General features: G+C 59.8%; 26 protein-coding genes. 13 read left to right on the forward strand and 13 right to left on the reverse strand.

Annotation, left to right across the window (positions count from 1 at the left end):
* The first annotated feature begins 29 nt into the window (after positions 1-29).
* From CGA22_RS07060 to CGA22_RS07080, 5 genes are all read left to right on the forward strand, one after another.
* Positions 30-587 carry a DNA-3-methyladenine glycosylase I gene (locus CGA22_RS07060; protein ID WP_041023034.1) on the forward strand — a complete coding sequence of 186 codons (558 nt, stop codon included), beginning with the start codon at positions 30-32 and terminating at the stop codon, positions 585-587.
* Positions 588-630: 43 nt separating this feature from the next.
* Positions 631-1,518, forward strand: a complete 888-nt coding sequence (locus tag CGA22_RS07065) for a lysophospholipid acyltransferase (protein ID WP_041023035.1) — start codon at positions 631-633, stop codon at positions 1,516-1,518.
* 224 nt (positions 1,519-1,742) lie between these two features.
* Complete coding sequence (locus tag CGA22_RS07070; protein ID WP_041023036.1) at positions 1,743-2,468, forward strand: hypothetical protein; 726 nt, start codon at positions 1,743-1,745, stop codon at positions 2,466-2,468.
* Between the two features lie 526 nt (positions 2,469-2,994).
* Positions 2,995-3,351, forward strand: a complete 357-nt coding sequence (locus CGA22_RS07075; RefSeq protein WP_041024674.1) for a DUF6124 family protein — start codon at positions 2,995-2,997, stop codon at positions 3,349-3,351.
* Between the two features lie 166 nt (positions 3,352-3,517).
* Positions 3,518-4,306, forward strand: a complete 789-nt coding sequence (locus CGA22_RS07080) for an SDR family NAD(P)-dependent oxidoreductase (protein WP_041024675.1) — start codon at positions 3,518-3,520, stop codon at positions 4,304-4,306.
* Between the two features lie 170 nt (positions 4,307-4,476).
* Here the strand turns inward: CGA22_RS07080 and CGA22_RS07085 are convergent, their stop codons facing one another.
* Together CGA22_RS07085 and CGA22_RS07090 are read right to left on the reverse strand one after the other, a co-directional pair.
* Positions 4,477-5,604 (reverse strand): sensor domain-containing diguanylate cyclase, encoded by a 1,128-nt coding sequence (locus CGA22_RS07085; protein ID WP_041024676.1) that lies wholly within the window; start codon positions 5,602-5,604, stop codon positions 4,477-4,479.
* A gap of 200 nt (positions 5,605-5,804) precedes the next feature.
* The gene (locus tag CGA22_RS07090) at positions 5,805-6,368 is read right to left on the reverse strand and encodes a TetR/AcrR family transcriptional regulator (RefSeq protein ID WP_041024689.1); all 564 of its coding nucleotides are present in this window, start codon (positions 6,366-6,368) and stop codon (positions 5,805-5,807) included.
* Between the two features lie 149 nt (positions 6,369-6,517).
* Here CGA22_RS07090 and CGA22_RS07095 point away from each other — a divergent pair, with 149 nt between their 5' ends.
* Positions 6,518-7,216 (forward strand): glutathione S-transferase, encoded by a 699-nt coding sequence (locus CGA22_RS07095; protein WP_041024677.1) that lies wholly within the window; start codon positions 6,518-6,520, stop codon positions 7,214-7,216.
* A gap of 105 nt (positions 7,217-7,321) precedes the next feature.
* Here the strand turns inward: CGA22_RS07095 and CGA22_RS07100 are convergent, their stop codons facing one another.
* The 4 genes from CGA22_RS07100 to CGA22_RS07115 all read right to left on the reverse strand — a co-directional run bounded on the left by CGA22_RS07100 (position 7,322) and on the right by CGA22_RS07115 (position 10,346).
* Complete coding sequence (locus tag CGA22_RS07100) at positions 7,322-7,696, reverse strand: lysozyme inhibitor LprI family protein (protein ID WP_081993370.1); 375 nt, start codon at positions 7,694-7,696, stop codon at positions 7,322-7,324.
* A 119-nt stretch (positions 7,697-7,815) separates the two neighbouring features.
* Positions 7,816-8,586 (reverse strand): MetQ/NlpA family ABC transporter substrate-binding protein, encoded by a 771-nt coding sequence (locus tag CGA22_RS07105; protein ID WP_041024678.1) that lies wholly within the window; start codon positions 8,584-8,586, stop codon positions 7,816-7,818.
* 78 nt (positions 8,587-8,664) lie between these two features.
* Entirely contained in the window at positions 8,665-9,339 is a 675-nt protein-coding gene (locus CGA22_RS07110) for a methionine ABC transporter permease (RefSeq protein WP_041024679.1), read from the reverse strand.
* Positions 9,339-10,346: a methionine ABC transporter ATP-binding protein gene (locus tag CGA22_RS07115; protein ID WP_041024680.1), complete on the reverse strand. Its 1,008-nt coding sequence runs from the start codon at positions 10,344-10,346 to the stop codon at positions 9,339-9,341. Before CGA22_RS07115 ends, CGA22_RS07110 begins: the two co-directional genes overlap by 1 nt.
* Before the next feature lie 414 nt (positions 10,347-10,760).
* On the opposite strand from CGA22_RS07115, the gene CGA22_RS27280 reads away from it, so the two are divergent.
* Positions 10,761-12,647, forward strand: coding sequence for a ricin-type beta-trefoil lectin domain protein (locus tag CGA22_RS27280; protein ID WP_084213828.1), 1,887 nt, complete (start codon positions 10,761-10,763; stop codon positions 12,645-12,647).
* A gap of 203 nt (positions 12,648-12,850) precedes the next feature.
* A complete protein-coding gene (katE, locus tag CGA22_RS07125; protein ID WP_041024682.1) occupies positions 12,851-14,989 on the forward strand; it encodes a catalase HPII in 2,139 nt (712 codons plus the stop codon).
* A gap of 120 nt (positions 14,990-15,109) precedes the next feature.
* Here the strand turns inward: katE and CGA22_RS07130 are convergent, their stop codons facing one another.
* Genes CGA22_RS07130 through zur form a run of 4 tightly spaced genes read right to left on the reverse strand, consistent with a single transcriptional unit; the run spans position 15,110 to position 17,906 of the window.
* Complete coding sequence (locus CGA22_RS07130) at positions 15,110-15,823, reverse strand: PA5502 family lipoprotein (RefSeq protein ID WP_041024683.1); 714 nt, start codon at positions 15,821-15,823, stop codon at positions 15,110-15,112.
* Between the two features lie 37 nt (positions 15,824-15,860).
* Positions 15,861-16,649, reverse strand: coding sequence for a zinc ABC transporter permease subunit ZnuB (gene znuB / locus CGA22_RS07135; RefSeq protein ID WP_041024684.1), 789 nt, complete (start codon positions 16,647-16,649; stop codon positions 15,861-15,863).
* Positions 16,642-17,424, reverse strand: coding sequence for a zinc ABC transporter ATP-binding protein ZnuC (gene znuC, locus CGA22_RS07140; protein WP_041024685.1), 783 nt, complete (start codon positions 17,422-17,424; stop codon positions 16,642-16,644). The genes znuB and znuC overlap by 8 nt, the downstream gene beginning before the upstream one ends.
* Positions 17,424-17,906 carry a zinc uptake transcriptional repressor Zur gene (gene zur / locus CGA22_RS07145; protein ID WP_024778404.1) on the reverse strand — a complete coding sequence of 161 codons (483 nt, stop codon included), beginning with the start codon at positions 17,904-17,906 and terminating at the stop codon, positions 17,424-17,426. Before zur ends, znuC begins: the two co-directional genes overlap by 1 nt.
* Positions 17,907-17,972: 66 nt before the next feature.
* On the opposite strand from zur, the gene CGA22_RS07150 reads away from it, so the two are divergent.
* A complete protein-coding gene (locus CGA22_RS07150; protein WP_041024691.1) occupies positions 17,973-18,896 on the forward strand; it encodes a zinc ABC transporter substrate-binding protein in 924 nt (307 codons plus the stop codon).
* Positions 18,897-18,987: 91 nt separating this feature from the next.
* Here CGA22_RS07150 and CGA22_RS07155 read toward each other — a convergent pair whose 3' ends face one another.
* Both CGA22_RS07155 and CGA22_RS07160 read right to left on the reverse strand, forming a co-directional pair.
* Positions 18,988-19,938 carry a homoserine kinase gene (locus tag CGA22_RS07155; RefSeq protein ID WP_041024686.1) on the reverse strand — a complete coding sequence of 317 codons (951 nt, stop codon included), beginning with the start codon at positions 19,936-19,938 and terminating at the stop codon, positions 18,988-18,990.
* Positions 19,939-19,993: 55 nt separating this feature from the next.
* The gene (locus tag CGA22_RS07160) at positions 19,994-20,284 is read right to left on the reverse strand and encodes a DUF2782 domain-containing protein (RefSeq protein WP_041024687.1); all 291 of its coding nucleotides are present in this window, start codon (positions 20,282-20,284) and stop codon (positions 19,994-19,996) included.
* A gap of 74 nt (positions 20,285-20,358) precedes the next feature.
* On the opposite strand from CGA22_RS07160, the gene polA reads away from it, so the two are divergent.
* On the forward strand, positions 20,359-23,127 hold the full coding sequence (gene polA / locus CGA22_RS07165; RefSeq protein ID WP_041024688.1) for a DNA polymerase I: 2,769 nt from the start codon (positions 20,359-20,361) through the stop codon (positions 23,125-23,127).
* Positions 23,128-23,432: 305 nt separating this feature from the next.
* Here polA and yihA read toward each other — a convergent pair whose 3' ends face one another.
* Positions 23,433-24,074: a ribosome biogenesis GTP-binding protein YihA/YsxC gene (gene yihA / locus CGA22_RS07170; protein WP_041020741.1), complete on the reverse strand. Its 642-nt coding sequence runs from the start codon at positions 24,072-24,074 to the stop codon at positions 23,433-23,435.
* Positions 24,075-24,265: 191 nt separating this feature from the next.
* Between yihA and CGA22_RS07175 the strand changes: the two genes are divergently transcribed.
* The 3 genes from CGA22_RS07175 to CGA22_RS07185 all read left to right on the forward strand — a co-directional run bounded on the left by CGA22_RS07175 (position 24,266) and on the right by CGA22_RS07185 (position 26,055).
* Positions 24,266-24,556: a c-type cytochrome gene (locus CGA22_RS07175; protein WP_041020742.1), complete on the forward strand. Its 291-nt coding sequence runs from the start codon at positions 24,266-24,268 to the stop codon at positions 24,554-24,556.
* 46 nt (positions 24,557-24,602) lie between these two features.
* Positions 24,603-25,214 (forward strand): c-type cytochrome, encoded by a 612-nt coding sequence (locus CGA22_RS07180; protein WP_041020743.1) that lies wholly within the window; start codon positions 24,603-24,605, stop codon positions 25,212-25,214.
* Between the two features lie 196 nt (positions 25,215-25,410).
* A complete protein-coding gene (locus tag CGA22_RS07185) occupies positions 25,411-26,055 on the forward strand; it encodes a thiol:disulfide interchange protein DsbA/DsbL (RefSeq protein ID WP_041020744.1) in 645 nt (214 codons plus the stop codon).
* Positions 26,056-26,059: the final 4 nt, after the last annotated feature.

The following is a 26,059-nucleotide window of genomic DNA, read 5'->3' on the forward strand; positions in this document are numbered from 1 at the left end:
TCGTTCGTGCGCACGCCCCCTGGAGCCTTATGCCACGCTGCTTTTGGTGTTCCGAAGATCCGTTGTACATGGCCTATCACGATCAGGAGTGGGGGACGCCGCTGCGCGATGCGCAGGGTTTGTTCGAGTTGCTTTTGCTCGAAGGGTTCCAGGCCGGGCTGTCCTGGATCACCGTGTTGCGCAAACGCGCCCATTACCGCGAGGTGCTGTACAACTTCGACGTACAGCGGGTGGCGCAGATGAGCGATGCCGAAATCGAGGACCTGATGCAGGACCCCGGCATCATCCGCAACCGCCTCAAGCTCAAGGCTGCGCGCCGCAATGCCCAGGCCTGGCTGGCCCTGGAAGACCCGGTGGCGTTCCTCTGGTCGTTCGTCGGCGACAGACCCATCGTCAACCATTTCAAGGACCGCACCGAAGTACCGGCCATTACCCCCGAAGCCGTGCAGATGAGCAAAGGCCTGAAAAAGGCCGGCTTCACCTTCGTCGGCCCGACCATTTGCTACGCCTTCATGCAGGCCTCGGGCATGGTCATGGACCACACCCAGGATTGCGACCGCTACGCCGAGCTGGCAAACGGCGGTTAGAATAGCCGGCTCGCGATACGGCCCATGAATTCAGGAGTGACCTGTGGATAAGTTGAAAGGCGCCTTGCTGGTCGGCGCTCTGCGGTTGTTTGCGCTGCTGCCCTGGCGGGCAGTGCAGGCGGTGGGGTCGGCCATCGGCTGGCTGATGTGGAAACTGCCCAACCGCTCCCGCGACGTGGTGCGGATCAACCTCGCCAAGTGCTTTCCCGAGATGGACCCGGCCGAGCGCGAACGCCTGGTGGGCCAGAGCCTGAAGGACATCGGCAAATCCCTGACCGAAAGCGCCTGCGCCTGGATCTGGCCGGCGCAGCGCTCCATCGAACTGGTGCGTGAAGTCGAGGGCCTGGAAGTATTGAAGGAAGCCCTGGCGTCCGGCAAAGGCGTGGTGGGCATCACCAGCCACCTGGGCAACTGGGAAGTGCTCAACCACTTCTATTGCAGCCAGTGCAAACCGATCATTTTCTACCGCCCGCCGAAGCTCAAGGCGGTGGACGAACTGCTGCAAAAGCAGCGGGTGCAACTGGGCAACAAGGTCGCGGCGTCCACCAAGGAAGGCATCCTCAGCGTCATCAAGGAAGTGCGCAAGGGCGGCCAGGTGGGCATCCCCGCCGACCCGGAACCGGCCGAATCCGCCGGCATCTTCGTGCCCTTCTTCGCGACCCAGGCCCTGACCAGCAAGTTCGTCCCCAACATGCTCGCCGGCGGCAAGGCCGTCGGCGTCTTCCTCCACGCCCTGCGCCTGCCGGATGGCTCCGGCTACAAAGTCATCCTCGAAGCCGCGCCAGAGGCCATGTACAGCACCGACACCGAAACCGCCTGCGCCGCCATGAGCCAGGTGGTGGAGCGTTACGTGCGGGCGTACCCGAGCCAATACATGTGGAGCATGAAACGCTTCAAGAAACGCCCGCCAGGCGAGGCGCGGTGGTACTGAAGATCTGTTGCTTCATATGAGCGGGGGATTTGTGGTGAATGCAGGATCTGTGAGCACCCAAGTCCCCTATGTGGGAGTACCTATGTGGGAGCCGAGCTTGCTCGCGATAGCGCCCTGACAGCCGCCACATAACTAACTGACCTCACCCCACGCCATCTCTCATCCTAAAGCTCGGTCCCTGGCTGTCGATAACCCGATGTATCCGCCAATCATGGACCGATGAAATGGAACTCTCCCTTAGCGCTGCCTCTATCGCACCCGCCAATATCCACCTCACCCGCTCCGATCAGAAGTTGGTCACCCAACCTCCAACGGGCTCCGTGAAGGAACTGGCAAGCGCTGGCCCAGCGGCCATCTACCATCCCAGTGAAGAAACTCAGACCGTGGAGCAACCGCTGGTGGCCATTACCACCTGGGTCGGTCGCTCCCAATCGCCGGATTTTCCTCGCTATGTCGCGATCACCGAGAGCGCGAAAAACACCTTGAAAACCTCCTTCGAGGCATTCCAGTCACAGCTGTCGGCGACCCACCCGGATTTGGCCAGCAAGAAATACGGCTTCACCGTCGAGGCCGATGGCAAGCTGAAAGTGCTCAACACCGCCGGTCAGCTCAGCACTTCGGAGACCCAGCGCCTCACCGATCTGCTCAATGAATCCACGGACTTGAAAGCCGCAGCCAGCGCCTTCCGCGATGCTTCCATCGACATGGTGGATGCCGACTCGCCCTGGTCTGGCAGCTACCTGGGCCGCTACAACCTGACCAAGGAAAACTTCGCGAACACCATCGACCTGGCACCGCTGCTCAAGCGCCCCGGCTCGGTGCCGCCCCAGGAGTTTTCGGACGGGCTGTTTTTCAACCAACTGGCATACAAAGGCGAACTGGCGACCGAAGAGACGGAAGCCGCGATGCTTGAACGGCGTGCTGCGCAGCGATTTACCGCGCAGGCCTGATAAGCAGCGCCGCAAGTTCCCTGGCGAGCGCTTCTCTATCGGGCGGGGACAGGCAGCTCCCACAGGCGATCTATAGCGAACACAAAAATCTGTGAGCGCTTGAAAACCCATGTGGGAGCGAGCCTGCTCGCGATGGATGCTCAGCAAAAACAGCGCTACAACGCCGAATTCCAGTCCTCCCAGCCGCTTTGTTTATTTCTTCGTCGTTAATCTTCCACCCACCCACTCATCCTTGCGCCTTTGCCTACAACTACGCCAGAATCCGCCCGCTTGTGCGCCTTGCCCCCGGGTTCTATCGTCTTCCTGCCACTGCTCATCAGTGGTCGGGTTTAGTAGCCCGTGGTTTCCCGCAAGATGCATGAGCTCCATTCAGGCAGGTATTTCCATCCCTGTTCTTGATGGTGGCTGTGCGCAGGGCGCTTCGGCGCGCCGGCAATGCTGGAATCCCCGGTCTACTAACCTGCGTACAGCCGCCACCCTTCTTTTAGTAGGGAAGAGGTCGCGGCCTCACTGAGGATTCCAGCTTATGTTCAAAGTAACTCCAAACCCTCCGGAAACGGAGCAAGCCTCCCCGCGCACAAAATCCAGGACCAAAAAGCTCGAAGAAGCCGCAGAGCGCGCCCTGGATTTCTATCTCTCACCCAAAGAGACGAAACCCGACGATCCCCAGCCGGGCCAGATATTCACAATCGTAAAAGACATCGACAACGAATCCCTGCTCGCCAACCTCACCGAAACCCTGGCCTCGGCTGACGCCATGGTCAACGACCTCGCCTTCGAACTGGAAGGTTCACGCCGTCATGTGGCGCTCGGTATTCAGCAACTGATCGAGCTGGGTTCGTTGCTGGCGAATCGGGTGCTGGATAACGTTGAGGCGCGATAGCAGGTAAATATTCGCGCAATCAATAAAGCGAACCCGATACCGCATGTCGGGTTTGCATCACTTTGCTGGATTGTCGCTATCTTCAATCGTTGTACGAAGAATTCGTAAATATCGCCTCGCCAAATATCGCACAGCCCCTGGTCCATTAACTCAAGGAGTCCCTCCCATGAAAATCGACTTCACCGGCCGTCACGTCCTAGTCACCGGTTCCACCAGCGGCATCGGTTTTGCCACCGCCAAAGGCTTCCTCGCAGCCGGGGCCAATGTGGTCCTCAACGGACGCAGCGAGAGCAGTGTGCAGGACGCATTGCAGCGCTTGGGCGCTCTTGCTTCCAAAGCCGAAGGTTTTGTGGGCGACCTCAGCAACGCATCAGGCTGCCAGGCCTTGGTCGCCAAGTACCCGCGTTTTGATGTGGTCATCAACAACCTGGGCATCTTCAAGCTGGAAGATTTCTTCGACACGCCAGACAGCGAATGGCAACGCTTCTTCGAAACCAATGTGATGTCCGGCGTGCGTGTGTCCAGGGCTTATGCGCAGGGCATGGTCGAGCGTGGTTGGGGGCGGATTGTGTTTGTCTCGTCGGAGTCTGGCGTGAATATTCCTGCCGACATGATCCACTACGGTTTCACCAAGACCGCCCAACTCTCCATTGCCCGCGGCCTGGCCAAGCGCCTTGCCGGCACGGGCGTTACGGTGAACTCGGTGCTGCCTGGGCCGACGCTGTCCGAAGGTGTTGCCCAAATGCTCCAGGCCGATGTCGAACGCACCGGCGAAAGCCTGGAAAAGGTGGCGGCGGATTTCGTCAACGAGCACCGTAGCACCTCGATCATCCAGCGCGCGGCACGGGTCGAGGAAGTCGCCAACATGATCATCTATGCCAGCTCGGAGCAGGCCTCGGCGACCACGGGGGCGGCGCTGCGTGTCGATGGGGGTGTGGTGGATAGCATCGTTTAGCAGGGGCATCGACATTCCGAGCCTACAAAAACGGGGCTGCATTCATATGCGGCCCCGCTTGGTTTGATTCATGTGACGAAGGTGCTACTTCCACGCCGCCGAGCGGGAGCAAGCTCCCTCGCCATGGGATCGGGGATGTCTTTCGGTTCCTGCGCCGGGCAAATCCACCCCTACTGCGCCACCGCCACCTGATTGCGCCCCAGCGCCTTCGCCCGATACAGCGCCTTATCCGCGTTATTCATCAAGCTATGCAGATCCTTATGCCCAGACTCCGTCGACGCGACGCCGAGGCTGGCCGTTATCCCGTGGACGGGGTCGATCATCAACCCGCCAATGGTCTGGATCAGTTCCTCTGCAATCTTGATGGCGACCTCGATGGAAGTGTCCGGAAGCAAAATCGCGAACTCTTCTCCGCCCAGTCGACCGTGAATGTCTGTCGCACGAAAGGACGAGCTGATGACCACACCCATCTGGCGCAACACCTGATCCCCGACCTGATGGCCGTAGGTGTCGTTGATCTGCTTGAAATGGTCCATGTCCAGCATCACCGCACATAACCCCAGCCGGTTGGTTTTACAGTCGTTGTAGAGCCGTTGGGCATGCTCGAAGAAAGCCCGTCGGCTTTTCAGGCCGGTCAGTTCATCGGTTTGGGCGGCGCGGGTTGAAATGCTGTTCGCCTGCTCCATCTCACGGGTCAATCGAAAAGCGGTTTCCAGTGCCTGGGACATTTTGTGTGTAGCGCGGGCGGCAAATGCCGCGAACACCACAATCGAAAGCGCCATGCCGACTTGGATCGGAAAGGGTTGAAACAGCAGCCAGGCGGTGCATGGCAACAGAACCAGGCCAATGGAGACGAGCGTCATATCGCGGTAGGCGGAGTAGCAGGACACCGCGCTGACGGACATGCCGACCGTAAAGAGCATGACCAATGCCTGCGCCAAGAGATCATCTGCCGGCATGACCGCCAAAGCGCCTCCTCCCCAGATGCTGGCAGACAGCACGAGCGTGATCCAGTATTTGCGTTCCCAGTGTTGAGGTGTGCGTTTGCTTTCGTCGCTGCGGACATAGGCAATGAACAACGAGACGCGCAACAGCGTCGACCCGGTCAGGATGGCCAGCCACCAGAAGATAACGCTGTGTTCAAAGCGATCCCAGCACAGCCAACACAGCATGATGGCCGCGAGGTAACTGCCAAAAACCGCGGAAACCGATTGGCGAAAAAGTTGCTGTAACCGGTCAGTTCGCACCTGCTCGGCGATGAACAACCCCTGGTCATCCCGAGATCCTAGGCAACCCATATGATCCACCTGATCGTGACGCAACTTAAAAAAACGATTGTGGCACCTTGCCAGCAACGCAAACAACCGAATTACGCCCAGTGTAGGGCCCTTGAAGCATTACCCTGCCCTCGAACGCACTCTAGGCATGGCAAAAACCTCGGCATTCTCGGTGGTCGGCAAAATGTTGCCCTGATCCTGCAGCGTTTTTGCGACGGCAATCAGGTTGGAATCAGCCCCGCCTCCTGATAGCTCGATATCAGGTCGTCGAACAGGCCGATATCCCCCCGGGTCCGCGCAATCAACTGAGCGCCCGCTATGGCTGTGTAGATGGCAAGAGCTCGACGCTCGCTGGTTGGCGTGTCGCCTGTCCCGAGATCGGCCAGTACCTGGGCCAGCCACTTCACGTTAACGTCTGCAAACGCCTTGACCTCTCGCATCACTTCTTCGGGCAGGTCCTCGGATTCGGCTGCCATGAAGCTGGACAGGCAGAGCCTGTTACCGTTCTGAAGAGACGTGCGAAAAATGGAGGGGTAGAGCTGCAGGCACCGATTCGGATCGGCATTGGTGGCGCGGATCTCTTCAAGCGCCCGCTGCACATCCTGCCAGTAGCGTTCAGCGACCGCAGCGCCCAGGCCGGCCTTGCTGGGGAAGTGGTAGTAGATGCTCGCATTCTTGATGCCGACTTCTTCGGCAATGCTGCGGAAATTGATACCGCTGTAACCGTGCAGCTGGGCGGCGGATTTGGCCGCCGCCAATATGGCTTCTCGAGCATTTTCGTTCACGTTGCCACCTCGCATCGAGACTCAAGTTCGTTAGTTGCGAGGGATTCTACGCGCAGATCCGCTTACCTGCCAATTGTCAGGTAGGGGATTGACGACGTAGAAAGTTCGGTTCAGTCTTTGCCTACCAACTGACAGGCAGGGAATAAATCATGACTTTTCCACAGCAACGCAGTGACGCATCGCCAACGACTTCCAAGCTGAAAATCTACGATTGGTTCAATGGCCCTTATCCCGCCCGAGTGCGCATCGCACTGGCGGAAAAGGGCTTGCTGCCAAACGTCGAGTTCGTGTCGGTCAATCTCTGGACGGGCGAGCACAAGAAACCCGAGTTCCTGGCCATCAATTACTCCGGGACACTGCCCGTGCTGGAACTGAGCGATGGGACGCGGATCGCAGAGTGCACGGCGATTACCCAATACCTGGATAGCCTGGACGGCCATCCGACGTTGACGGGCGAAACGCCTGTTGAAAAAGGCATCATTCATATGATGACCAAGCGTGCCGAAATCGAGTTTCTCGATGCCGTCAGCACGTACTTCCACCATGCCACGCCGGGCCTCGGCCCAGAGGTCGAGCTATACCAGAATGCTGAATGGGGCGGCCGGATGCGTGACAAGGCGATCCGGGGCATGCGTTATTTCGACAACCTTCTCAAAGACCAGCCCTTCGTGGCGGGCGACAAGTTTTCGATGGCCGATATTGCGGTACTGGGCGGCATGATCTTCGCCTCGCTGGTGCAGCTCCCGGTGCCTGAAGAGTGCGTGGCGCTTCGAGCATGGCACGCCAGGATGCAGGAGCGCTCCAGCGTCCAGGCATGGCGTGCCATGGTCGAGCGTGGCGCTGTGTAGCGTTGAGCCGTGATAGCAGGTGAACCGCCAAAGAAAAACCCGACGCTTTACGTCGGGTTTTTCTTTGGGTACGACTGCAAGCCCGATGTGCTCGTGGTTTACGGGTTACTCGACTTGCGACAGCTTGGCGTCGTCGCAACCGGCAGCACGGCACTCGCGCTCGACAGCCTTGAGTATGACGATACGCGCTTCGGTCTTCTCATTGGCACAGTCCAGGTAGAGCAGGCCATCGTTGGAGCAGGCGTTATCACGAATTTTGATCCACTGGATCTGGGCGGCTTTCACCTTTTTCTTTTGATCCGGATTCAGAGCACTCATCGTCTTCTTGTATTGATCGTTGATTTCCTGATCCGACTGAACCATTTTCAGCGACGCGCAATAGGTTCTGTCATAGGCGTTTCTAGGGTTATCGCAACTCATCGCGGATGCCGATGCGGATGCCATTGCCAGCAGTGCCCCAACCAACAAAGACTTGATCACTTACTTCTCTCCCTGAATGCCCTCTATTCATTAGAGGTCGTGGCGTGGAATTTATCATGAGTGCAAAAAAAACGGGCCTGCATTCCCACGCAGCCCCGTTTTTTTCATCACCGATCAGATCAGAACGCCGGCAATACCGCGCCTTTGTACTTCTCCAGAATGAACGCCTTCACTTCCGGGCTATGCAACGCAGCCGCCAGCTTCTTCATCGCCTCACTGTCCTTGTCATCCTCACGCGCCACCAGGATGTTCACGTAAGGCGAGTCGTTGCCTTCGATCACCAGCGCATCCTTGGACGGATCCAGCTTGGCTTCCAGCGCGTAGTTGGTATTGATCAGCGCCAGGTCGACCTGAGTCAGCACGCGGGGAATGGTCGCAGCTTCCAGTTCGCGGAATTTCAGGTCTTTCGGGTTATCGCTGATGTCCTTGGTAGTCGACAGGATGTTGGCCGGATCCTTCAGCTTGATCACCCCGGCCTTCGCCAACAGCAACAGCGCACGGCCGCCGTTGGTGGCGTCGTTCGGGATCACCACGTTGGCGCCGCCTGGCAGTTCTTCGAGCTTCTTGTACTTATTGGAATACGCACCCAGGGGTTCCAGGTGCACACCCGTCACGCTTACCAGGTGCGTGCCCTTGGCCTTGTTGAACTCATCCAGGTACGGCTGGTGCTGGAAGAAGTTGGCGTCCAGGCGCTTCTCGGCGACCTGTACGTTCGGCTGGATGTAGTCGGTGAAGACCTTGACCTTCAGGTCGACGCCTTCTTTGGCCAGTGCCGGTTTGACGAATTCGAGGATTTCCGCGTGGGGCACCGGCGTTGCCGCAACGGTCAGGGTGTCGGCGTGGGCGGAAAATGCTGCGGCGGCAGCGAAGGCAACCAGTAACTTCTTCATTCAGCTAACTCCTTGTGGGGCGCCCGCTCTCGGCGCCTGCCAGCGAATGGCTGGCTCATGGTTTATGGGCTCGAGGCCTTATTTTCTAGAGAAATGCACAACCAGCTTGTCGCCCACGGTTTGCAGGACCTGGACCAGCACCAGCAGCAGTACCACCGTGACCACCATGACATCGGTCTGGAAACGCTGGTAACCGAACCGGATCGCCAGGTCGCCCAAGCCACCGGCGCCCACCACACCGGCCATGGCCGTGTAGGACACCAGCGTAATCGCCGTCACCGTAATCGCTGCAAAGATGCCCGGACGGGCTTCCGGCAGCAAGGCGTTGACGATGATCTGTCGGGTGGTTGCGCCCATGGCCTGGGTCGCTTCGATGATGCCGCGGTCGACTTCGCGCAGGGCGGTTTCCACCAGGCGGGCGAAGAACGGTGTGGCGCCGACCACCAGTGGTGGAATTGCGCCGGCCACGCCCAACGAGGTGCCGGTAATCAATACCGTGAACGGAATCATCACGATCAACAGAATGATGAACGGCAGCGAGCGCAGGATATTGACGATCAGCGACAGCAGCGCATAAACGCCCCGGGCTTCGAGCAACTGGCGTGGGCTGCACAGGAACAGCAGCACGCCCAGCGGCAGGCCGAGCAGCACGGTGAACAACAGCGAACCGAACAGCATCAGGAAGGTATCGCCGGTCGCCAGCCAGATTTCCAGCCAGTCGATATTTGCAAAGAAATTCGTCAACAGTTCCATTAGCGCAGCACCTCCATGTGGACATCGGCCGCGGTGAAGCGGGCGAACGCCGCCTCCATGTCACCGCCGGTGATGGCGAGGGTCAGTTGCCCGTAGGGGGTGTCTTTGATGCGGTCGATGCGACCGGCCAGGATGCTGTAGTCCACACCGGTTTCCCGGGCGACGGTGCCGAGCAATGGCGCGTAGGTCGCGTCGCCCTGGAACGTCAGACGCACGATGCGCCCGGGCACGTGGGCGAAGTCGTCGCGTTGTTCGCTTTCGTCGATCTGCTCGTCCTCCTGGACGAAACGCTTGGTGGTCGGGTGCTTGGGATGCAGGAACACATCGGCCACCGGACCTTGCTCGACGATGACGCCGGCGTCCATCACCGCCACTTCATCGCAGACCCGGCGGATGACGTCCATTTCATGGGTGATCAGCACGATGGTCAGCTTCAGCTCGCGGTTGATTTCGGCCAGCAGTTGCAACACCGATGCGGTGGTCTGCGGGTCCAGTGCACTGGTGGCCTCGTCGCACAGCAGGATCTTGGGCTTGGTCGCCAGGGCGCGGGCGATGCCGACGCGTTGCTTCTGGCCGCCGGACAGCTGCGCCGGGTACTTCCTGGCATGGTCGGACAAGCCTACGCGGGCCAGCAACTCGGTCACTCGCCGGTCAATGTCGCTACGGGACAGCTCGCCCGCCAAGGTCAGTGGCAGGGCCACGTTGTCGGCCACGGTCTTGGAGGCCAGCAGGTTGAAGTGCTGGAAAATCATCCCGACCTGTTGACGGAAGCGTCGCAGACCGTTGGCGTCCAGGGCGGTGATTTCTTCACCGTCGACGATGATCTTGCCGCCGCTGGCGTCTTCCAGGCGATTGATCAGACGCAGCAGGGTACTTTTTCCTGCACCGGAGTGGCCGATCAGGCCGAAGACCTGACCGTTCTCGATCGTCAGACTGGTCGGGTGCAGAGCGGGGATATCCTTACCGGCGACGCGGTAGGTTTTATGGACGTTTTGAAACTCGATCACGTAGCGAACCTTGTGGGGCGCGTTGGAAAAGGGCAGCGGTTAGCCGGGGGCGCATTTTAGCCTGTCTGTATAGAGGTCATTAGCATTTATTTCGCAATCTAGCTGCCATTTGGCAATAACGCGATCGAAGGCCGGCAAGCCTGGCTGTCAGTCGTTGGTCACCCATCGGCGCCACTGTCGGGGCCTGGACGCCATGCAGCGGTCGCCAGGCCTGACAGGCAAAGGACTGTTCATCCGTCCTGCTCAAGAACATTCAAAGTTAACTTTTAAATATATCCACATACTCGGTTTCATTTCGAATAAGTCCTTTCGGTTGGCCATGGGTAAGTCTCTGGTAAGTTACCGGTCGTCGCTCACTACAGCGAAGTAAAGCCCGTCACGCAACGGCGGGGAAATATTTAAAAGGAATTGGATGTGAAAAAGCATAACGCTATTTTTGCAGGGCTGTTTGCGTTGAGCGTAATGGCGAACGCAGTAGCTGCAAGTTCGACGACCTCGGACACTTTAATGATCTTCGGTGAACTTCCCGATGCGCAGGTGGCTCTACCCCAATACCAAGCGCTGTCAGTCGCGGCAATGCCCGAGGAAGAGTTCAGGAAGCGACTCGCCGACGACAAGTTTTCTTCTCTGGCCTATTTGGACATCGCCGCAGTAAAGGATGATGAAGCAGCCATCGAGAAAGTAACGGCGATTTTCCGTTCGGGGAAGCCGGTGTTGTTGAAGATGGGCTACCAGACGACGGAACTGACGGAAACAGTAAGTAGCATATTCGGAATTTCCAGCGCGTTTGATTATGTCTTGTTTCATCGGGTGAGCAATTCGGAGATCAATGTCTATCGCCTGGAAGGTTACCAGGATGAAGCCGTCCTGGATGCGGTGGGGTTGCTGGTCACGGAACTGCAGGCACAGGCCGGGTACCCCCGGGAGGAAGGCGAGTTCATTGGCCTGCCGAAACTGACCTACAACATCAATCTTCAGAGCCCGAACCAGGAAATGACGTCCGTGGTGAATATCGATGTCATCCGGAGTGCAGAGCGAAGCCAGGACAAGAAGTTCGTTTCCATCAAGACGTCGCCCACGACAACGCGGTCCACAAAGAACGGCATCACCATCGGTGGATTCGGACCGGGTGGCAGTGGGGAAAATCTCTGGGGTGCCTATCTGCCGCATGCATACCGGTTCACTCACCAACTGACTGCTGAACAGGTTGTTCCGGTGTTGGTCAATTCGGCGCCTGCCAGCGATTCGAGGACGGATTTCAATTACAGCGAGACGAAAACCAATGGATTTTCCATTGGCGGAACATTGGGCAGCGAGTTTGGCGGAACGAAAGCCGAAAACATTACCTATGCCGCCAAATCGCCGTTCAATGTGAATTTCGGCCTGAGTTATTCACATTCCAAGACCATGAGTTACGCGTTTCAGGACTACTCGTTGATCGCAGCGCAGAACGGTTCGAAGTTGACGTGGAACGCACCCATAGATCCCAAGCTGAAGGCTGTATTGGTCGACAGGCTCACGGCCGGCATGCCTATTTTAACCGAGGCGCGAATGACCCCGATGATGCGCTCGGCGTCGCTTGAGTCTTATACCTTGTGGGAGTTGCCCGGCAACTACACCGGTGCCGCAACCGTGAGCATTGGAGGCGGCTATGACTTGAATCGTCGTGAGTGGTGGTGGGACCGGACCCAGGTCAAATCCCTGCATGTCACCGATGTCTACGATGCCGCCGAGCAATACACGCTGGACTTGAACAGTCCGTTCCTGACACGCGAGATGACCGTGCTGATTCGCTCCGCCGACGGCGTCGGCAAGTGCATGGCTGAAAATGCCAACTCGGGCGTTTCCCTTGAATCCTGTGCGGCCTCGAACGCCAATCAACTGTGGGGCCTGGATTCGGAGAATCGGTACGTCAACCGGGCGTCGAACCGCTGCCTGAGCGTGCGCGAAACGGATGGAGCGCTGATCACCGATAGCTGCGCCTTGGATAACCGGCAGCAGTGGGAGTGGCAAGCGGACCGGATCCATTCGCTGTACAACCGCGACTGGCGCCTTTATGCCGACAACAGCCGACTGAAAGCCATTCCGGATGACTCCATGCACTTCCAGGACACGCCCAAGAACGTGTTCAACCCGCTGAACATTCCTTGGGCCAGCTATCCGCGGGCACCGTCCATCCATGATGTGATGCCCAACCACCTGGGCCCATCGCCCCAGATCAGCCCGGAATGGGTCGACCGCTATCAAGGCGTGGATACGCGCCAGAGGTGGAGAATCGAGATCCTGCGCGATGGCATCTGACCGCTGGAGCTCTGCCCACCCAACGATGATGTTCATCACCGTTGGGTGGGCGCTGGTCGGGAAAATCCCGACGTGTTTCGAGGGAACGGCTCGAACCGTCATCAGTCACTACATAAGCCACTCCCGAATGCCTGGGCGCTACTGCCCGGCGCTTGTCCGCAAGCCCTCTGTGGAAAGGGATCGAAACGAGGAGTTTATGTCTGATGAATACCAAGCAGCCTTCAACCACCAAGAGCCAACTGGCCGGGACCGACACCCTGGATCGCGGCAACACCAATGCCAAGCTTGAGAGCCTGGAGCCGTTTCGCTCCGATGCCACCGAGCAGGCCTTGCGCACCAATCAGGGAGTGAAGATCGCCGACAACCAGAACACCCTCCGCGCCGGCGCCCGTGGGCCTTCGCTGCTGGAAGATTTCATCATGCGTGAAAAGATCACGCATTTTGACCATGAGCGCATTCCTGAGCGCATCGTTCACGCCCGCGGTACCGGGGCCCATGGTTACTTTCAGAGCTATGAAGCGCATTCGGCACTGACCAAGGCCGGTTTCCTACAGGACCCGAGCAAAAAGACGCCGGTGTTCGTGCGTTTTTCCACCGTGCAGGGGCCGCGGGGTTCGGGTGACACGGTGCGTGACGTGCGGGGTTTTGCGGTGAAGTTCTTCACCGACGAAGGCAACTTCGACTTGGTTGGCAACAACATGCCGGTCTTTTTCATACAGGATGCGGTGAAGTTTCCTGACTTCGTTCACGCGGTAAAACCCGAACCTCATAACGAGATTCCTACCGGCGGCTCGGCTCACGACACCTTCTGGGATTTTGTCTCGCTGGTGCCGGAGTCGGCTCATATGGTGATCTGGGCGATGTCCGACCGGGCCATTCCAAAAAGCCTGCGAAGCATGCAAGGCTTTGGTGTCCATACCTTCCGCATGATCAACGCTGAAGGCCGCAGCAGTTTCGTCAAATTCCATTGGCGACCCAAGGTCGGCACGTGTTCATTGGTGTGGGACGAAGCCCAGAAGCTGGCCGGTAAAGATACGGACTACCACCGGCGCGATCTGTGGGAAGCGATCGAGATGGGGGATTACCCGGAATGGGAGTTCGGTGTGCAGGTCGTCGCCGAGGAAGACGAGCACAAATTCGACTTCGACCTGCTCGACCCGACCAAGATCATCCCTGAAGAACTCGTGCCCATCACGCCACTGGGCAAGATGGTGCTGAACCGCAACCCGGACAATTTCTTCGCCGAAGTCGAGCAAGTCGCCTTCTGCCCCGGGCATATCGTGCCGGGCATTGACTTTTCCAACGACCCTTTGCTGCAAGGCCGGCTCTTTTCCTACACCGATACGCAAATCAGCCGACTCGGTGGACCGAATTTTCATGAGCTACCGATCAACCGTGCGATCACCCCGGTGCACAACGGCCAGCGTGACGCCATGCACCGCACCACCATCGATAAGGGGCGGACTTCCTACGAGCCGAACTCAATCGATGGTGGTTGGCCGAAGGAAACCCCGCCCGGTCCGCAAGACGGTGGCTTTGAAAGCTATCCAGAGCGTATCGACGCTTACAAGATCCGCCAGCGCAGTGACTCGTTCGGTGACCATTTTTCCCAAGCGCGGCTGTTCTACAAGAGCATGAGTGCCCATGAGCAGGAGCACATCATCGCGGCCTACAGTTTCGAATTGGGCAAGGTCGAGCGCGAGTACATCAGGGCGCGGCAGGTTAACGAGATCCTTGCCAACATCGATCTGGAACTGGCGGCGCGGGTGGCGAAAAACCTGGGGTTGCCGGCGCCCGCTGCGGGCACCGTGGATGTCCCGACGCCTTCGTTGGAGACCTCCCCGGCCTTGAGCCAGGCGAACTTGCTGTCCGGAGATATCAAGACACGCAAAGTCGCGGTGCTGGTGGCGAACGGCGTCGATGGGGCGATCATCGATGCGCTCAAGCAGGCGCTGAAGGCCGAAGGTGCCCACGCAAAAGTCCTCGGGCCGACCTCCGCGCCGGTCGTGACCGCCGCTGGGCAGACGCTGGCGGTGGATGCGTCCATGGAGGGGTTGCCATCCATTGCGTTTGACGCGGTGTTCGTACCGGGCGGCGCGCAGTCGATCCAGGCCCTGAGCGGCGATGGCGTTGCGTTGCATTACCTGCTGGAAGCCTACAAACACCTGAAGGCTATCGCCCTCCATGGTGAAGCCCGGCAATTACTGACGCTGTTGAAACTGGACGCGGACGCGGGGCTGATTCCGGATGCGGATGCCGGCAAGTTCGCGGATTTCTTTGCGGCGATTGCCCAGCATCGGGTTTGGGCGCGGGAGCCCAAGGCCAAGGGGATTCCGGCTTGATGCTCGTCTGCCTGTAAGGACGCTATCGCGAGCAGGCTCGCTCCCACATGGGCTTTGTTGTGAATACGAATGTTGTATCCGACACCAAACCCTGTGGGAGCGAGCCTGCTCGCGATGCTCTTAAGCTCTACGCGGAGTCAGCACCAGCTGTGCCGGCACGCTGCGCAGGATCTGTTTGCGAAGCTTCAGATCAAACCCTTGATCCAGCTTTTTAACCCGCTTGGTCAGCAGGTTCGCCAGCCACGGATAATCGTCGGTACGCGGCGCCTGGACGGTGACATCACACTGAAAATTCACCACATCAGCGGCAATGGCATCCAGTTGCCGACGCATTTGCTGGATATCGTTGATATTGAGCTGAATCGTAGTGCTCTCGGCGCTCGGATCGATCAGCTTGGCGACTGGTTTGGTTTCGGCAGCCTGGAGGGCCGCCTCGGCTTTATCCAGCTCGACCTTACGGGCCTGGGCTATCGCGCCGTTGACTTCACCGGTCAGTGCCGGGGCCTTGGGCATCAGGGCGCGGGCACGGCTCAGGGCGGTGGCGGCGGCGTTTACATCGCCTTTTTGCAGATCGATCTGGCTGCGGCGCAGATACGCCTCGGCCAGTTGCCGCTGATAAGGCTCCAGCGCCGGATCATTCGGCGTCTGGGCCTGCAGTGCGGCCAATTGATCTTCAGCGGTGGCCAGCTCATTGCTGGCCAGGCTTTGTTCCAGCTGCGCAATGGCCGGGCCCCGGGTATCGGGCGCTTCGGTCACGGGCGGCGAACTCGTGCAAGCCCCCAGCAGCAAGGAAAATGCGACAAGGAGCAGATAACGGGAGGCGAACGGCTTCATTCCTGCGACTCTCTATTTGCGCAAAAAGCGAGCAAGTCTACACCCCTCGACGGGGCAGGACAAAACTCAGCAGAAACAATGCCGCGGCGCTGACCACGATCGACGGGCCGGCCGGGGTGTCCTTGAACCACGACAAGGCCAGCCCGCCACACACCGCAAGCATGCCCAGCAGGCTCGCGCCCAGGGCCATCTGCTCCGGCGAGCGGGCGTGACGTTGTGCCGCGGCCGCCGGAATGATCAGCAATGACGTAATCAGCAACACACCGACGATTTTCATCGCCACCGCAATCACCACGGCAATCAGCAGCATCAGCGCCAGTCGCAGCCCCGTCACGGGCAGGCCTTCGACCCGGGCCAGTTCTTCATGGACGGTGACGGCCAGCAAGGGTCGCCAGAGCGCTACCAGCAACAGCAGCACGGCGGCGCTGCCACCCAGGATCCAGGCCAGGTCCGTCGGACTGATGGCCAGCAGGTCTCCGAACAGGTAAGCCATCAAGTCGATCCGCACTTCACGCATGAAGCTCAGGACCACCAGCCCAAGGGACAGGGTACTGGGCGCCAGGATACCCAGCAGTGTGTCGGACGCCAGCGGCTGGCGCTGTTGCAAGGTCACCAGTACTACCGCCAGCAATAGGCAGCCGACGGTCACCGCCACCGTCGGGCTGACGTCCAGCAAGAACCCCAGCGCCACACCGAGCAATGCCGCGTGGGACAAGGTATCGCCGAAATAGGCCATGCGCCGCCAGACCACGAACGAACCCAGGGGGCCGGCCACCAGCGCGAGGGCCAGGCCTGCAAGCAGGGCGTACATCAGAAAATCAGCCATGCTTGCAGCCATCTCCATGAACATGGGGGGTAACAGGTGCACCGATGACCACCGAACCGTGCAGGTCGTGGGCGTGGTCATGGTGGTGGTGATAGATCGCCAGGCTGGGGGCGTTCTTGCCGAACAGCTCGACGAACGCCGGGTCGCCGCTGACCTGCTCGGGATGCCCGGAACAGCAGACATGCCGATTGAGGCAGACCACCTGGTCGGTGGTGCTCATGACCAGGTGAAGATCATGGGAAACCATCAGCACGCCGCAGCCGTGACGGTCGCGCAGGCGGGTGATCAGGCTGTACAGCTCGGCCTGTCCCGCCACGTCGACCCCTTGTACCGGCTCGTCGAGCACCAGCAGCTCAGGCTCGCGCAGCAAGGCACGGGCCAGCAGCACGCGCTGCATTTCACCGCCGGAGATACTTTGCACCGGACTGTCGATCACGTGTTCGGCGCCGACTTCGTTGAGTGCCGCCAGGGCCCGCCCACGATCCACGCCGGGCACCAGGCGCAGGAAACGCAGGACCGACAGGGGCAGCGTCGGGTCGACATGGAGTTTTTGTGGCATGTAGCCGACCCGCAGCTTCGGTTTGCGCCAGACGCTGCCGCTGTCCGGCTTGAGCAAACCCAGCACGGCGCGCACCAGGGTGGTCTTGCCGGCGCCGTTGGGGCCGATCAGGGTGACGATCTGCCCCGGCTCGACGCTCAGGTGGATGTTGTCCAGCACGTTCTGCCCGGCGAACGTCACGGCCACCTGCTCGAGGCGGATCAAGGCATTGCTCATCAGGCCCCCTGACAACCGGAGCAGAGACCGACCACTTCGACGGTCTGGCTGTCGACCACGAAGCCGACCTCTTTGGCGCTGGCGACGATGGCATCGCTGATGGATTTCTGCTCCAGCTCGATAGCGGCGTGGCATTCACGGCAAATCAGGAACTGGCCTTGATGGGCATGTTCGGGATGATTGCAGCCAACGAAGGCGTTCAGGGAGGAAATGCGATGCACCAAGCCGTTTTCCAGCAGGAAGTCCAGCGCCCGATAGACCGTCGGCGGCGCGGCGCGGCGGCCATCCTGTTCGCTGAGCACCGCCAGGATGTCGTAGGCACCCAACGGCTTGTGGCTTTGCCAGACCAGTTCCAGCACGCGCCGCCGCAAGGCGGTCAGGCGCAGCCCCTGCCGCGCACAGATGGCATCGGCCTCGGACAGCGCGCTGTGCACGCAGTGAGAGTGATCGTGGGGACGACTGGCGAGGGGTGTAATAGGCATGGGCAGCGACGAGTTCAGTGAGAGACGTTATTATGTTACCCGTTCTCGCCTCTTCGAGTGGTCATCGTGTCCCGATTTTTTTCGCTCTTTGTCGCTTTTGTCGCAACTTTTCTGCTGATCGGTCCGGCCCGGGCCGAGGTCAAGGTCCTCACCAGCATCAAGCCGTTGCAGTTGATTGCCGCTGCGGTGCAGGACGGCGTGGCCGTTCCCGAGGTGCTGCTGCCGCCTGGGGCTTCACCTCACCACTACGCCTTGCGCCCATCCGACGTACGCAAGGTGCAGTCGGTGGACCTGCTGTACTGGATCGGCCCGGACATGGAAGGTTTCCTGCCGAGGGTGTTGAACGGTCGCACGTTGCCTTCCGTCGCGGTACAGGATCTGCCGGGGCTCAAGTTGCGGCATTTTACCGAGGACAGCCAATCCCATACCGACGAGGATGGCGATGAGCATGATCATGACCATCGTCCTGGCACGATCGATGCTCATTTGTGGCTTTCACCGATCAATGCGCGGGTGATCGCCGCCAGAATGGCCGCTGACCTGAGCGCTGCCGACCCGGCCAATGCCGAGCGTTATCAAAGCAACCTCAAGGGTTTCAACCAGCGGCTCGATGCCTTGGATACGCGCCTCAAGTCTCGTCTGGCCGGGATTGCCGGCAAGCCCTACTTCGTGTTCCACGAAGCGTTCGACTATTTCGAAGACACCTACGGCCTCAAGCACGCCGGGGTGTTCGCCGTGGCCGCCGAGGTCCAGCCTGGTGCCCAGCATGTGGCGGCGATGCGCACGCGTTTGCAGGCGGTGGGCAAGACGTGCGTGTTCAGCGAACCGCCCCTGCGCCCGCGCCTGGCCGAAACCCTGGTGACCGGGCTGCCGGTCAAGCTGGCGGAGCTGGATGCGCTGGGCGGCTACACCCCGGCGACGGCGCAGGGGTATGAGCAGTTGTTGGAAAAGCTGGGGAATGATTTGGCGGGGTGCCTGGAGTCGTTGTAACGCTTGATTGGCGACGATACCGATCGCGGGCAAGCCTTGCTCCCACAGAGTAAACACAGACCTGTGGGAGCAAGGCTTGCCCGCGATGCTTTTACAGGGCAAAAGGCAGCGGTGTATGAACGTCCTGCCGCTGGGCCAACCGCTGTTGAAATTCCATCGGATCGTGAATCAACACATCCTGCCCGGCAAAGGATTCGGCCGCGATCAAGCGCGACAGCCAGAACCGCACGCACGCCACCCGCAGCAGGGTCGGCCATAGCTCGGCTTCGGTGGCAGTGAAGGGTCGCAGGGCCGCATAAGCGCCCAGCAACGCCCGCGCCCTCGGGCCATCGAGCACACCGTCGTCATCCGAACACCAGTCGTTCAGGGCAATGGCGACGTCATACAGCATCGGCCCGGAGCAGGCGTTGTAGAAGTCGATCAAGCCAGTCAGGTGCGTGCCTTCGAACATGGCGTTATCACGGAACAGGTCGGCATGGATGTTGGCGCGGGGCAGCGCCAGGATGCCGGTCTTCTGCAGCGAGATTTCGTCCAGCGCCGTTTGCAGCAGCCGACGAGGCTCGGTCTCGAGGTGTGACAGCAGCTTTGCGCCCTCCTCTTGCATCCAGTCCAGGCCACGATCGGTCTTGCGCTTGATCATGTTGTCCCGGGTGGCCAGGTGCAGATGCGCCAACAACTCGCCGACCTGAGCGCAATGCTGCGCATTGGCCTGCTTGATATGCTTGCCGGCCAGGCGCGGTTGCAGCAGCGCAGGTTTGCCGGCCAGTTCCCTGAGCGCAACGCCGTCGGTGGTGCGCAACGCATAAGGCACCGGCAGGTCGGCCTCATGCAGTACATCCAGCAGCTCGATGAAAAACGGCATTTCCTGAACCGGGCCGCGTTCCACCAGGGTCAGGACGAATTCGCCCTGCTCCAGGCTGATAAAGAAATTGGTGTTTTCGCTGCCAGCGGCGATCCCCTGGAAATCAAGCAGGCGGCCGAGCCCGTAAGGGGCAAGAAAGGTTTCCAGCTCGGGCCGAGCCAGGGGGGTGAACACAGACATGGTTAGAACTGCCAGTACGGGCGCCCTTCAGCGGGCGCCGGTTGAAATTAGGAAACTATTTCCACTCAAAGATCTTCCATGACGGGATCAGCATATCCGGTTGGTCCGAACGGATGAAGTTTGCATCAGTGCCGTCGGCGCGCACCAGGAAATAAGGCTTGCCATGCTTGGGCGTGACCTTGATCGCATACAGGAAACCGTTTTGCCGGTACTCCTGGATGGTTTTATCGCCTTCCGTGCGAATGGTGACGTCCGGGTCCGCCGAAGGTGCGTCGTCCGCCGCCATGACAGTAAGCGGAGTGATCGCAAACAAGCCAGCCAGTAACAGGCGATTTAGTGTACGCATGATAACCTTGTCCCTTTGTCGTCAACGGTCCCGCTATTCTAGCCCCGGACCCGCCGAAAAGGTTGATCCTGCTCATGAGCCAAGCCCCCCTCGTCCTGGTGGACGGTTCTTCTTATCTGTACCGCGCGTTTCACGCGCTGCCACCGCTGACCACGTCCAAAGGCCTGCCGACCGGTGCGGTCAAGGGCGTGCTGAACATGCTCAAGAGCCTGCGCAAGCAGTACCCGGACAGCCCGTTTGCCGTGGTGTTCGACGCCAAGGGTGGGACGTTTCGCGATGCCCTGTACGCCGAGTACAAGGCCAACCGTCCGAGCATGCCCGACGACATGCGCGTGCAGATCGAGCCGCTGCATGCCAGCGTCAAGGCCTTGGGCTTCCCGCTGCTGTGCGTGGACAACGTCGAAGCCGACGACGTGATCGGCACCCTGGCCCGCAGCAGCGCCGCGGCCGACCGCCCGGTGGTGATCTCCACCGGTGACAAGGACATGGCGCAGTTGGTCGACGGGCACATTACCTTGGTCAATACCATGACCGGTAGCTCGCTGGACGTGGCTGGCGTAAAGGAGAAATTTGGTGTCGCTCCGGAGCAGATCATCGATTATCTGGCATTGATGGGCGATTCTTCCGACAACATCCCGGGCGTTCCGGGGATCGGGCCAAAGACTGCCTCCGGCTTGCTGGTAGGGGTCAACGGCGGCCTGACCGAGCTGTATGCGCAACTGGACATCGTTCCCACGCTGCCGATTCGCGGCGCCAAGGCCCTGCCCGCCAAGCTCGAAGAACACAAGGAAATGGCGTTTCTTTCCTACGAGCTGGCGACCATCAAGACTGACGTGCCGCTGGATGTCGGTCTCGACGATCTGCAAATGGGCTCACCGGACCACGAAAAACTTGCCGAGCTGTACACCCTCCTGGAGTTCAAGAGCTGGTTCGAAGAAAACCAGCGGGACGCCAAGCGTGCCGGCCAGGAGATCGTCGAAGTGGCCGACGAACAACCCGGCGGTGACGAAGCGAAGTACGAAGTCATTCTCGATCAGGCGCGCTTCGACGCCTGGCTGGCCAAGCTTGAGCAAGCGCCACTGTTTGCATTCGTCACGGAAACCAACGGTGACGATCCCCAGCATGCGCAATTGGTCGGGTTGTCGTTTGCCGTGGCGGCCCATGAAGCGGCCTACATTCCGCTGACCCACTCCTACATGGGCGTGCCGGAGCAGCTTGATCGCGACACGGTGCTCAAGGCCCTCAAGCCCCTGCTGGAAAACCCCGACAAGCCCAAGGTCGGCCAGCACGCCAAGTTCGAAACCAACATCCTGGCCAACTGCGCCATCGGTGGTGATCAGAACAACGGCATCCTGGTCCAGGGCATTGCCTTCGACACCATGCTCGAATCCTACGTGCTGGACTCCACCGCGACCCGTCACGACATGGACAGCCTGGCACTCAAATACCTGGGGCAGAGCAAGACCGATTTCCAGGCTATCGCCGGCAAAGGAGTCAAACAGCTGACTTTCGACCAGATCTCCCTGGAACTGGCCGGCCCGTACGCCGCCGAAGATGCCGACGTGGCCTTCCGTCTGCACCAGGCCCTGCAGGAAAAACTCGCGGCGATCCCAAGCCTGGGCAAAGTGCTCAACGAGATCGAAATGCCGCTGATGCCGGTGCTGGCGCGTATCGAGCGTCAGGGTGCGCTGGTAGATGCCAACCTGCTGGGCGTGCAGAGCGTCGAACTGGGTGAGAAGCTGGTGGCCTTGGAGCGTGAGGCGTTTGCCATCGCTGGCGAGGAATTCAACCTCGGCTCGCCGAAGCAATTGGGTGTGATCCTGTACGAAAAGCTCGGCTTGCCGGTGCTCAGCAAAACCGCCAAGGGCCAGGCATCCACGGCCGAAGCGGTGCTCGCCGAACTGGCCGAGCAGGATTACCCGCTGCCCAAGGTGCTGATGCAGTACCGCTCGCTGAGCAAGCTCAAGAGTACCTACACCGATCGCCTGCCGGAGCAGATCAATAGCCGCACCGGCCGCGTCCACACCAATTATCAACAAGCCGTTGCCGCGACCGGACGACTGTCGTCCATCGATCCGAACCTGCAGAACATTCCGATCCGTACCGCCGAAGGTCGGCGGATCCGACAGGCGTTTGTGGCACCGAAAGGCTACAAACTGCTGGCGGCGGACTATTCGCAGATCGAATTGAGGATCATGGCGCACCTGGCCAAGGATGAAGGTCTGCTCCACGCGTTCCGCAATGACCTGGACGTGCACCGGGCCACTGCCGCCGAGGTATTCGGCGTCGAGCTGGAGGCCGTCAGCCATGATCAGCGCCGTAGCGCCAAGGCGATCAACTTCGGCTTGATCTACGGTATGAGCGCCTTCGGTCTCGCCAAGCAGATCGGGGTCGATCGCAAGCAGTCCCAGGCCTACATCGACCGCTACTTCGCCCGCTACCCGGGTGTGCTGGAGTACATGGAGCGCACCCGTGCCCAGGCCGCCGAACAGGGTTTTGTCGAAACCATTTTCGGCCGCCGGTTGTACCTGCCGGACATCAATGCGAAGAACCCGGCACTGCGCAAGGGGGCGGAGCGCACGGCCATCAACGCACCGATGCAAGGCACTGCGGCCGACATCATCAAGAAAGCGATGGTGGCCGTGGATCGCTGGTTGTCGACTTCAGGGCTGGATGCCCGGGTCATCCTGCAGGTGCACGACGAACTGGTGCTGGAAGTACGGGAAGACCTGGTCGAACAGGTCAGCAAGGACATTCGCCAGCACATGAGTGCCGCCGCCACGCTGGACGTGCCGCTGCTGGTGGAAGTGGGCGTGGGCAACAACTGGGATGAAGCGCACTGAGGCGTGACGAACTTCTGGGGGGCTGCTTTGCAGCCCAGCGGGGATAAATCCCCTCGCCACAATTGAATGTCATTGCCTGCGAGGGGCGGGTAAGAAATTTCCTAAGGGCATTTCAAAAAATAATCTGAACTAAACCCATGAAATGCCACTCAGAGATTCTGAATGGCTGGTGAAGCCCTTCAATGCTCCTATGTTGTGTTAAGTGTTGGCAGATATCTGGACCCCGCCCTAGCGGTCCGGAACTTGGACCCCGAACTTCCCCCTCCCCATACGAAGTCCGGGGTTTTTTTTGCCTGCGATTCGGCTTATTCGGCCTCTTCGCTGCCCTTGTCCGCGAGCTCCATCCAATCGGCCAGCACGGTATAGGCTTCTTCCAGGCCCATGCGCTTGGGTGCCGAGAACAGCTGGATGGTGATTGCATCGCCCCAGCCTTTGCGAATCTCCGACTGCACTTTGAGCAGCGTGTTCTTGGCCGCACCGTAGGTGAGCTTGTCCGCTTTGGTCAGCAGGATGTGCATGGGCATGCCGCTGGCGACCGCCCAGTCGAGCATCAGCGTGTCGAAGTCGGTCATCGGATGGCGGATGTCCATCATCAGAATCAAACCCTTCAAACTCTCGCGGCTGCCCAGGTAGGCTTCCAGGTGACGCTGCCAGTGTTGCTTGAGCGGAATCGGCACCTTGGCGTAACCGTAGCCGGGCAGGTCGACCAAACGGCGTTCATCGTCTAGCTTGAAGAAGTTCAACAGCTGCGTGCGACCCGGGGTTTTCGAGGTGCGTGCCAGGCTTGCATGGGTCAAGGTGTTCAGTGCGCTGGATTTGCCGGCGTTGGAACGCCCGGCAAACGCCACTTCGTAGCCTTCGTCGTCGGGGCATTGATCGACTTTGGCGGCGCTGAGCATGAAGGTGGACTGTTGGCACAGGCCAAGGATGGGGTTCTTCAGTTGCATGGGATTTCCGATGTGGGCGGCGTCGGGAATGGACGCGGCAAGCTGTGTCGTTTCCGTTTCAGTGACGCCAGTATATAATGCCGCAGATTTTGTGTGCGCTTTGTCCCAGCGAAGGATGAGGCTCACGAGAGCGATCGACCTAAATTGCGCATCAGAACGCAGCTTGCTCTCAACCCTGAAAAGGTCGTTTTATGACGAAATGGCTGCTAGCTGCCGGTGTCCTGATACCGCTTTACAGCGCTCAGGCTACACAGGATCCGGAAGCTGTGTACAACCGTGTTTGTGGTGCCTGTCATTCCGGCCAACTCCCAACGGCGCCCCGCAAGGGCGATCAGGAAGCTTGGACGCCGAGGTTGGCGAAAGGTATGGGGACGCTGGTGCAACACGTGACCCAGGGTTTCAAGGCGATGCCGCCGCGTGGTTTGTGCATGGACTGCAGTGCCGAGGATTACCAAGCCATCATCCAGTGGATGAGCGAGTGAACCCGGTCCATAACTCTTTAACCCTTAGCCGTAGTTGGATTAGCTGATGAACAAACTGATCGTGAGTCTGCTGTTGACCTTGGGGATATCCGGCGTAGCCCACGCCGCTGGCGATGCCGCCGCCGGCCAGGCGAAAGCCGCCGTATGCGGGGCCTGCCATGGGCCGGATGGCAACAGCGCAGCGCCAAACTTTCCGAAACTGGCGGGGCAGGGCGAACGCTACCTGACCAAGCAATTGCACGACATCAAGTCGGGCAAGCGCACCGTTCTGGAAATGACTGGCCTGCTGACCAACCTGAGCGATCAGGACCTATCGGACATCGCGGCCTATTTCGCTAGCCAGAAAGGCAGCGTCGGCGCCGCCGACGAGAAACTCGTGGCACGCGGTGAGAAGCTGTTCCGTGGCGGTGACCTGGACAAAGGCCTGCCGGCCTGCACCGGTTGCCATTCGCCGAACGGTGCCGGCAACGCCGCTGCCGGCTTCCCGCACTTGGGCGGCCAGCATGCCCAGTACGTGGCCAAGCAACTGACCGATTTCCGCAAGGAAGAAGGCGGTCGTGCCAACGACGGCGACGCCATGACCATGCGCACCATCGCTCGCAAGTTGAGCGACGAAGACATCGCCGCCGTCTCCAGCTACATCCAGGGCCTGCACTAAGGTCTTTGAGCGACGTTGCGAGGGGTGTACACCGCTTGTAACGTTAACGCTCGATTAATCTGTCGATGCAAGCATCAAAAGGGTGGCTTTGGCCGCCCTTTTTTGTGGCCGCTGCCGTTACACTAAGAACTTGAACCCGTCATGGTCTGTCTGAAGACACACCTCGCGAGGTCCCCTATTTGTCCAGGAGTAAAGCATGCGTAATCTGATCATCAGCGCCGCGCTCGTCGCCGCCAGCCTGTTCGGCATCGGCGCTCAAGCCAACGCCGAGGAGTCGAAGGCCCCTTACGTCGAATTGAGCAACCCGGTTCCGGTAGCCGCACCCGGCAAGATCGAAGTGGTGGAGCTGTTCTGGTATGGCTGCCCGCATTGCTACGCTTTCGAGCCGGTGATCAATCCATGGGTTGATAAGCTGCCTTCGGACGTGAACTTCGTCCGCATCCCTGCCATGTTCGGCGGCCCATGGGATGCCCACGGCCAGATGTTCCTGACCCTCGAGGCCATGGGTGTCGAGCACAAGGTTCACGCGGCGGTATTCAACGCCATCCAGAAAGAACATAAGAAGCTGACCGACAAAAATGACATGGCAGACTTCCTGGCAACCCAGGGCGTAGACAAGGAGAAATTCCTGGCAACCTTCGACTCCTTCGCCGTGAAGGGCCAAATCGTCAAAGCCAAGGAGCTGGCGAAGAAGTACGAGATCACCGGCGTGCCGACCATGATCGTCAACGGCAAATACCGCTTTGACATCGGCTCTGCCGGCGGCGCAGACCAAGCCTTGCAATTGGCCGACAAGCTGATCGCCAAAGAGCGAGCGACGACCAAGGCTGTTGCCAACTAAGCGC

It is taken from the genome of Pseudomonas sp. PSB18 (assembly GCF_014596565.1).
Classification (GTDB): domain Bacteria; phylum Pseudomonadota; class Gammaproteobacteria; order Pseudomonadales; family Pseudomonadaceae; genus Aquipseudomonas.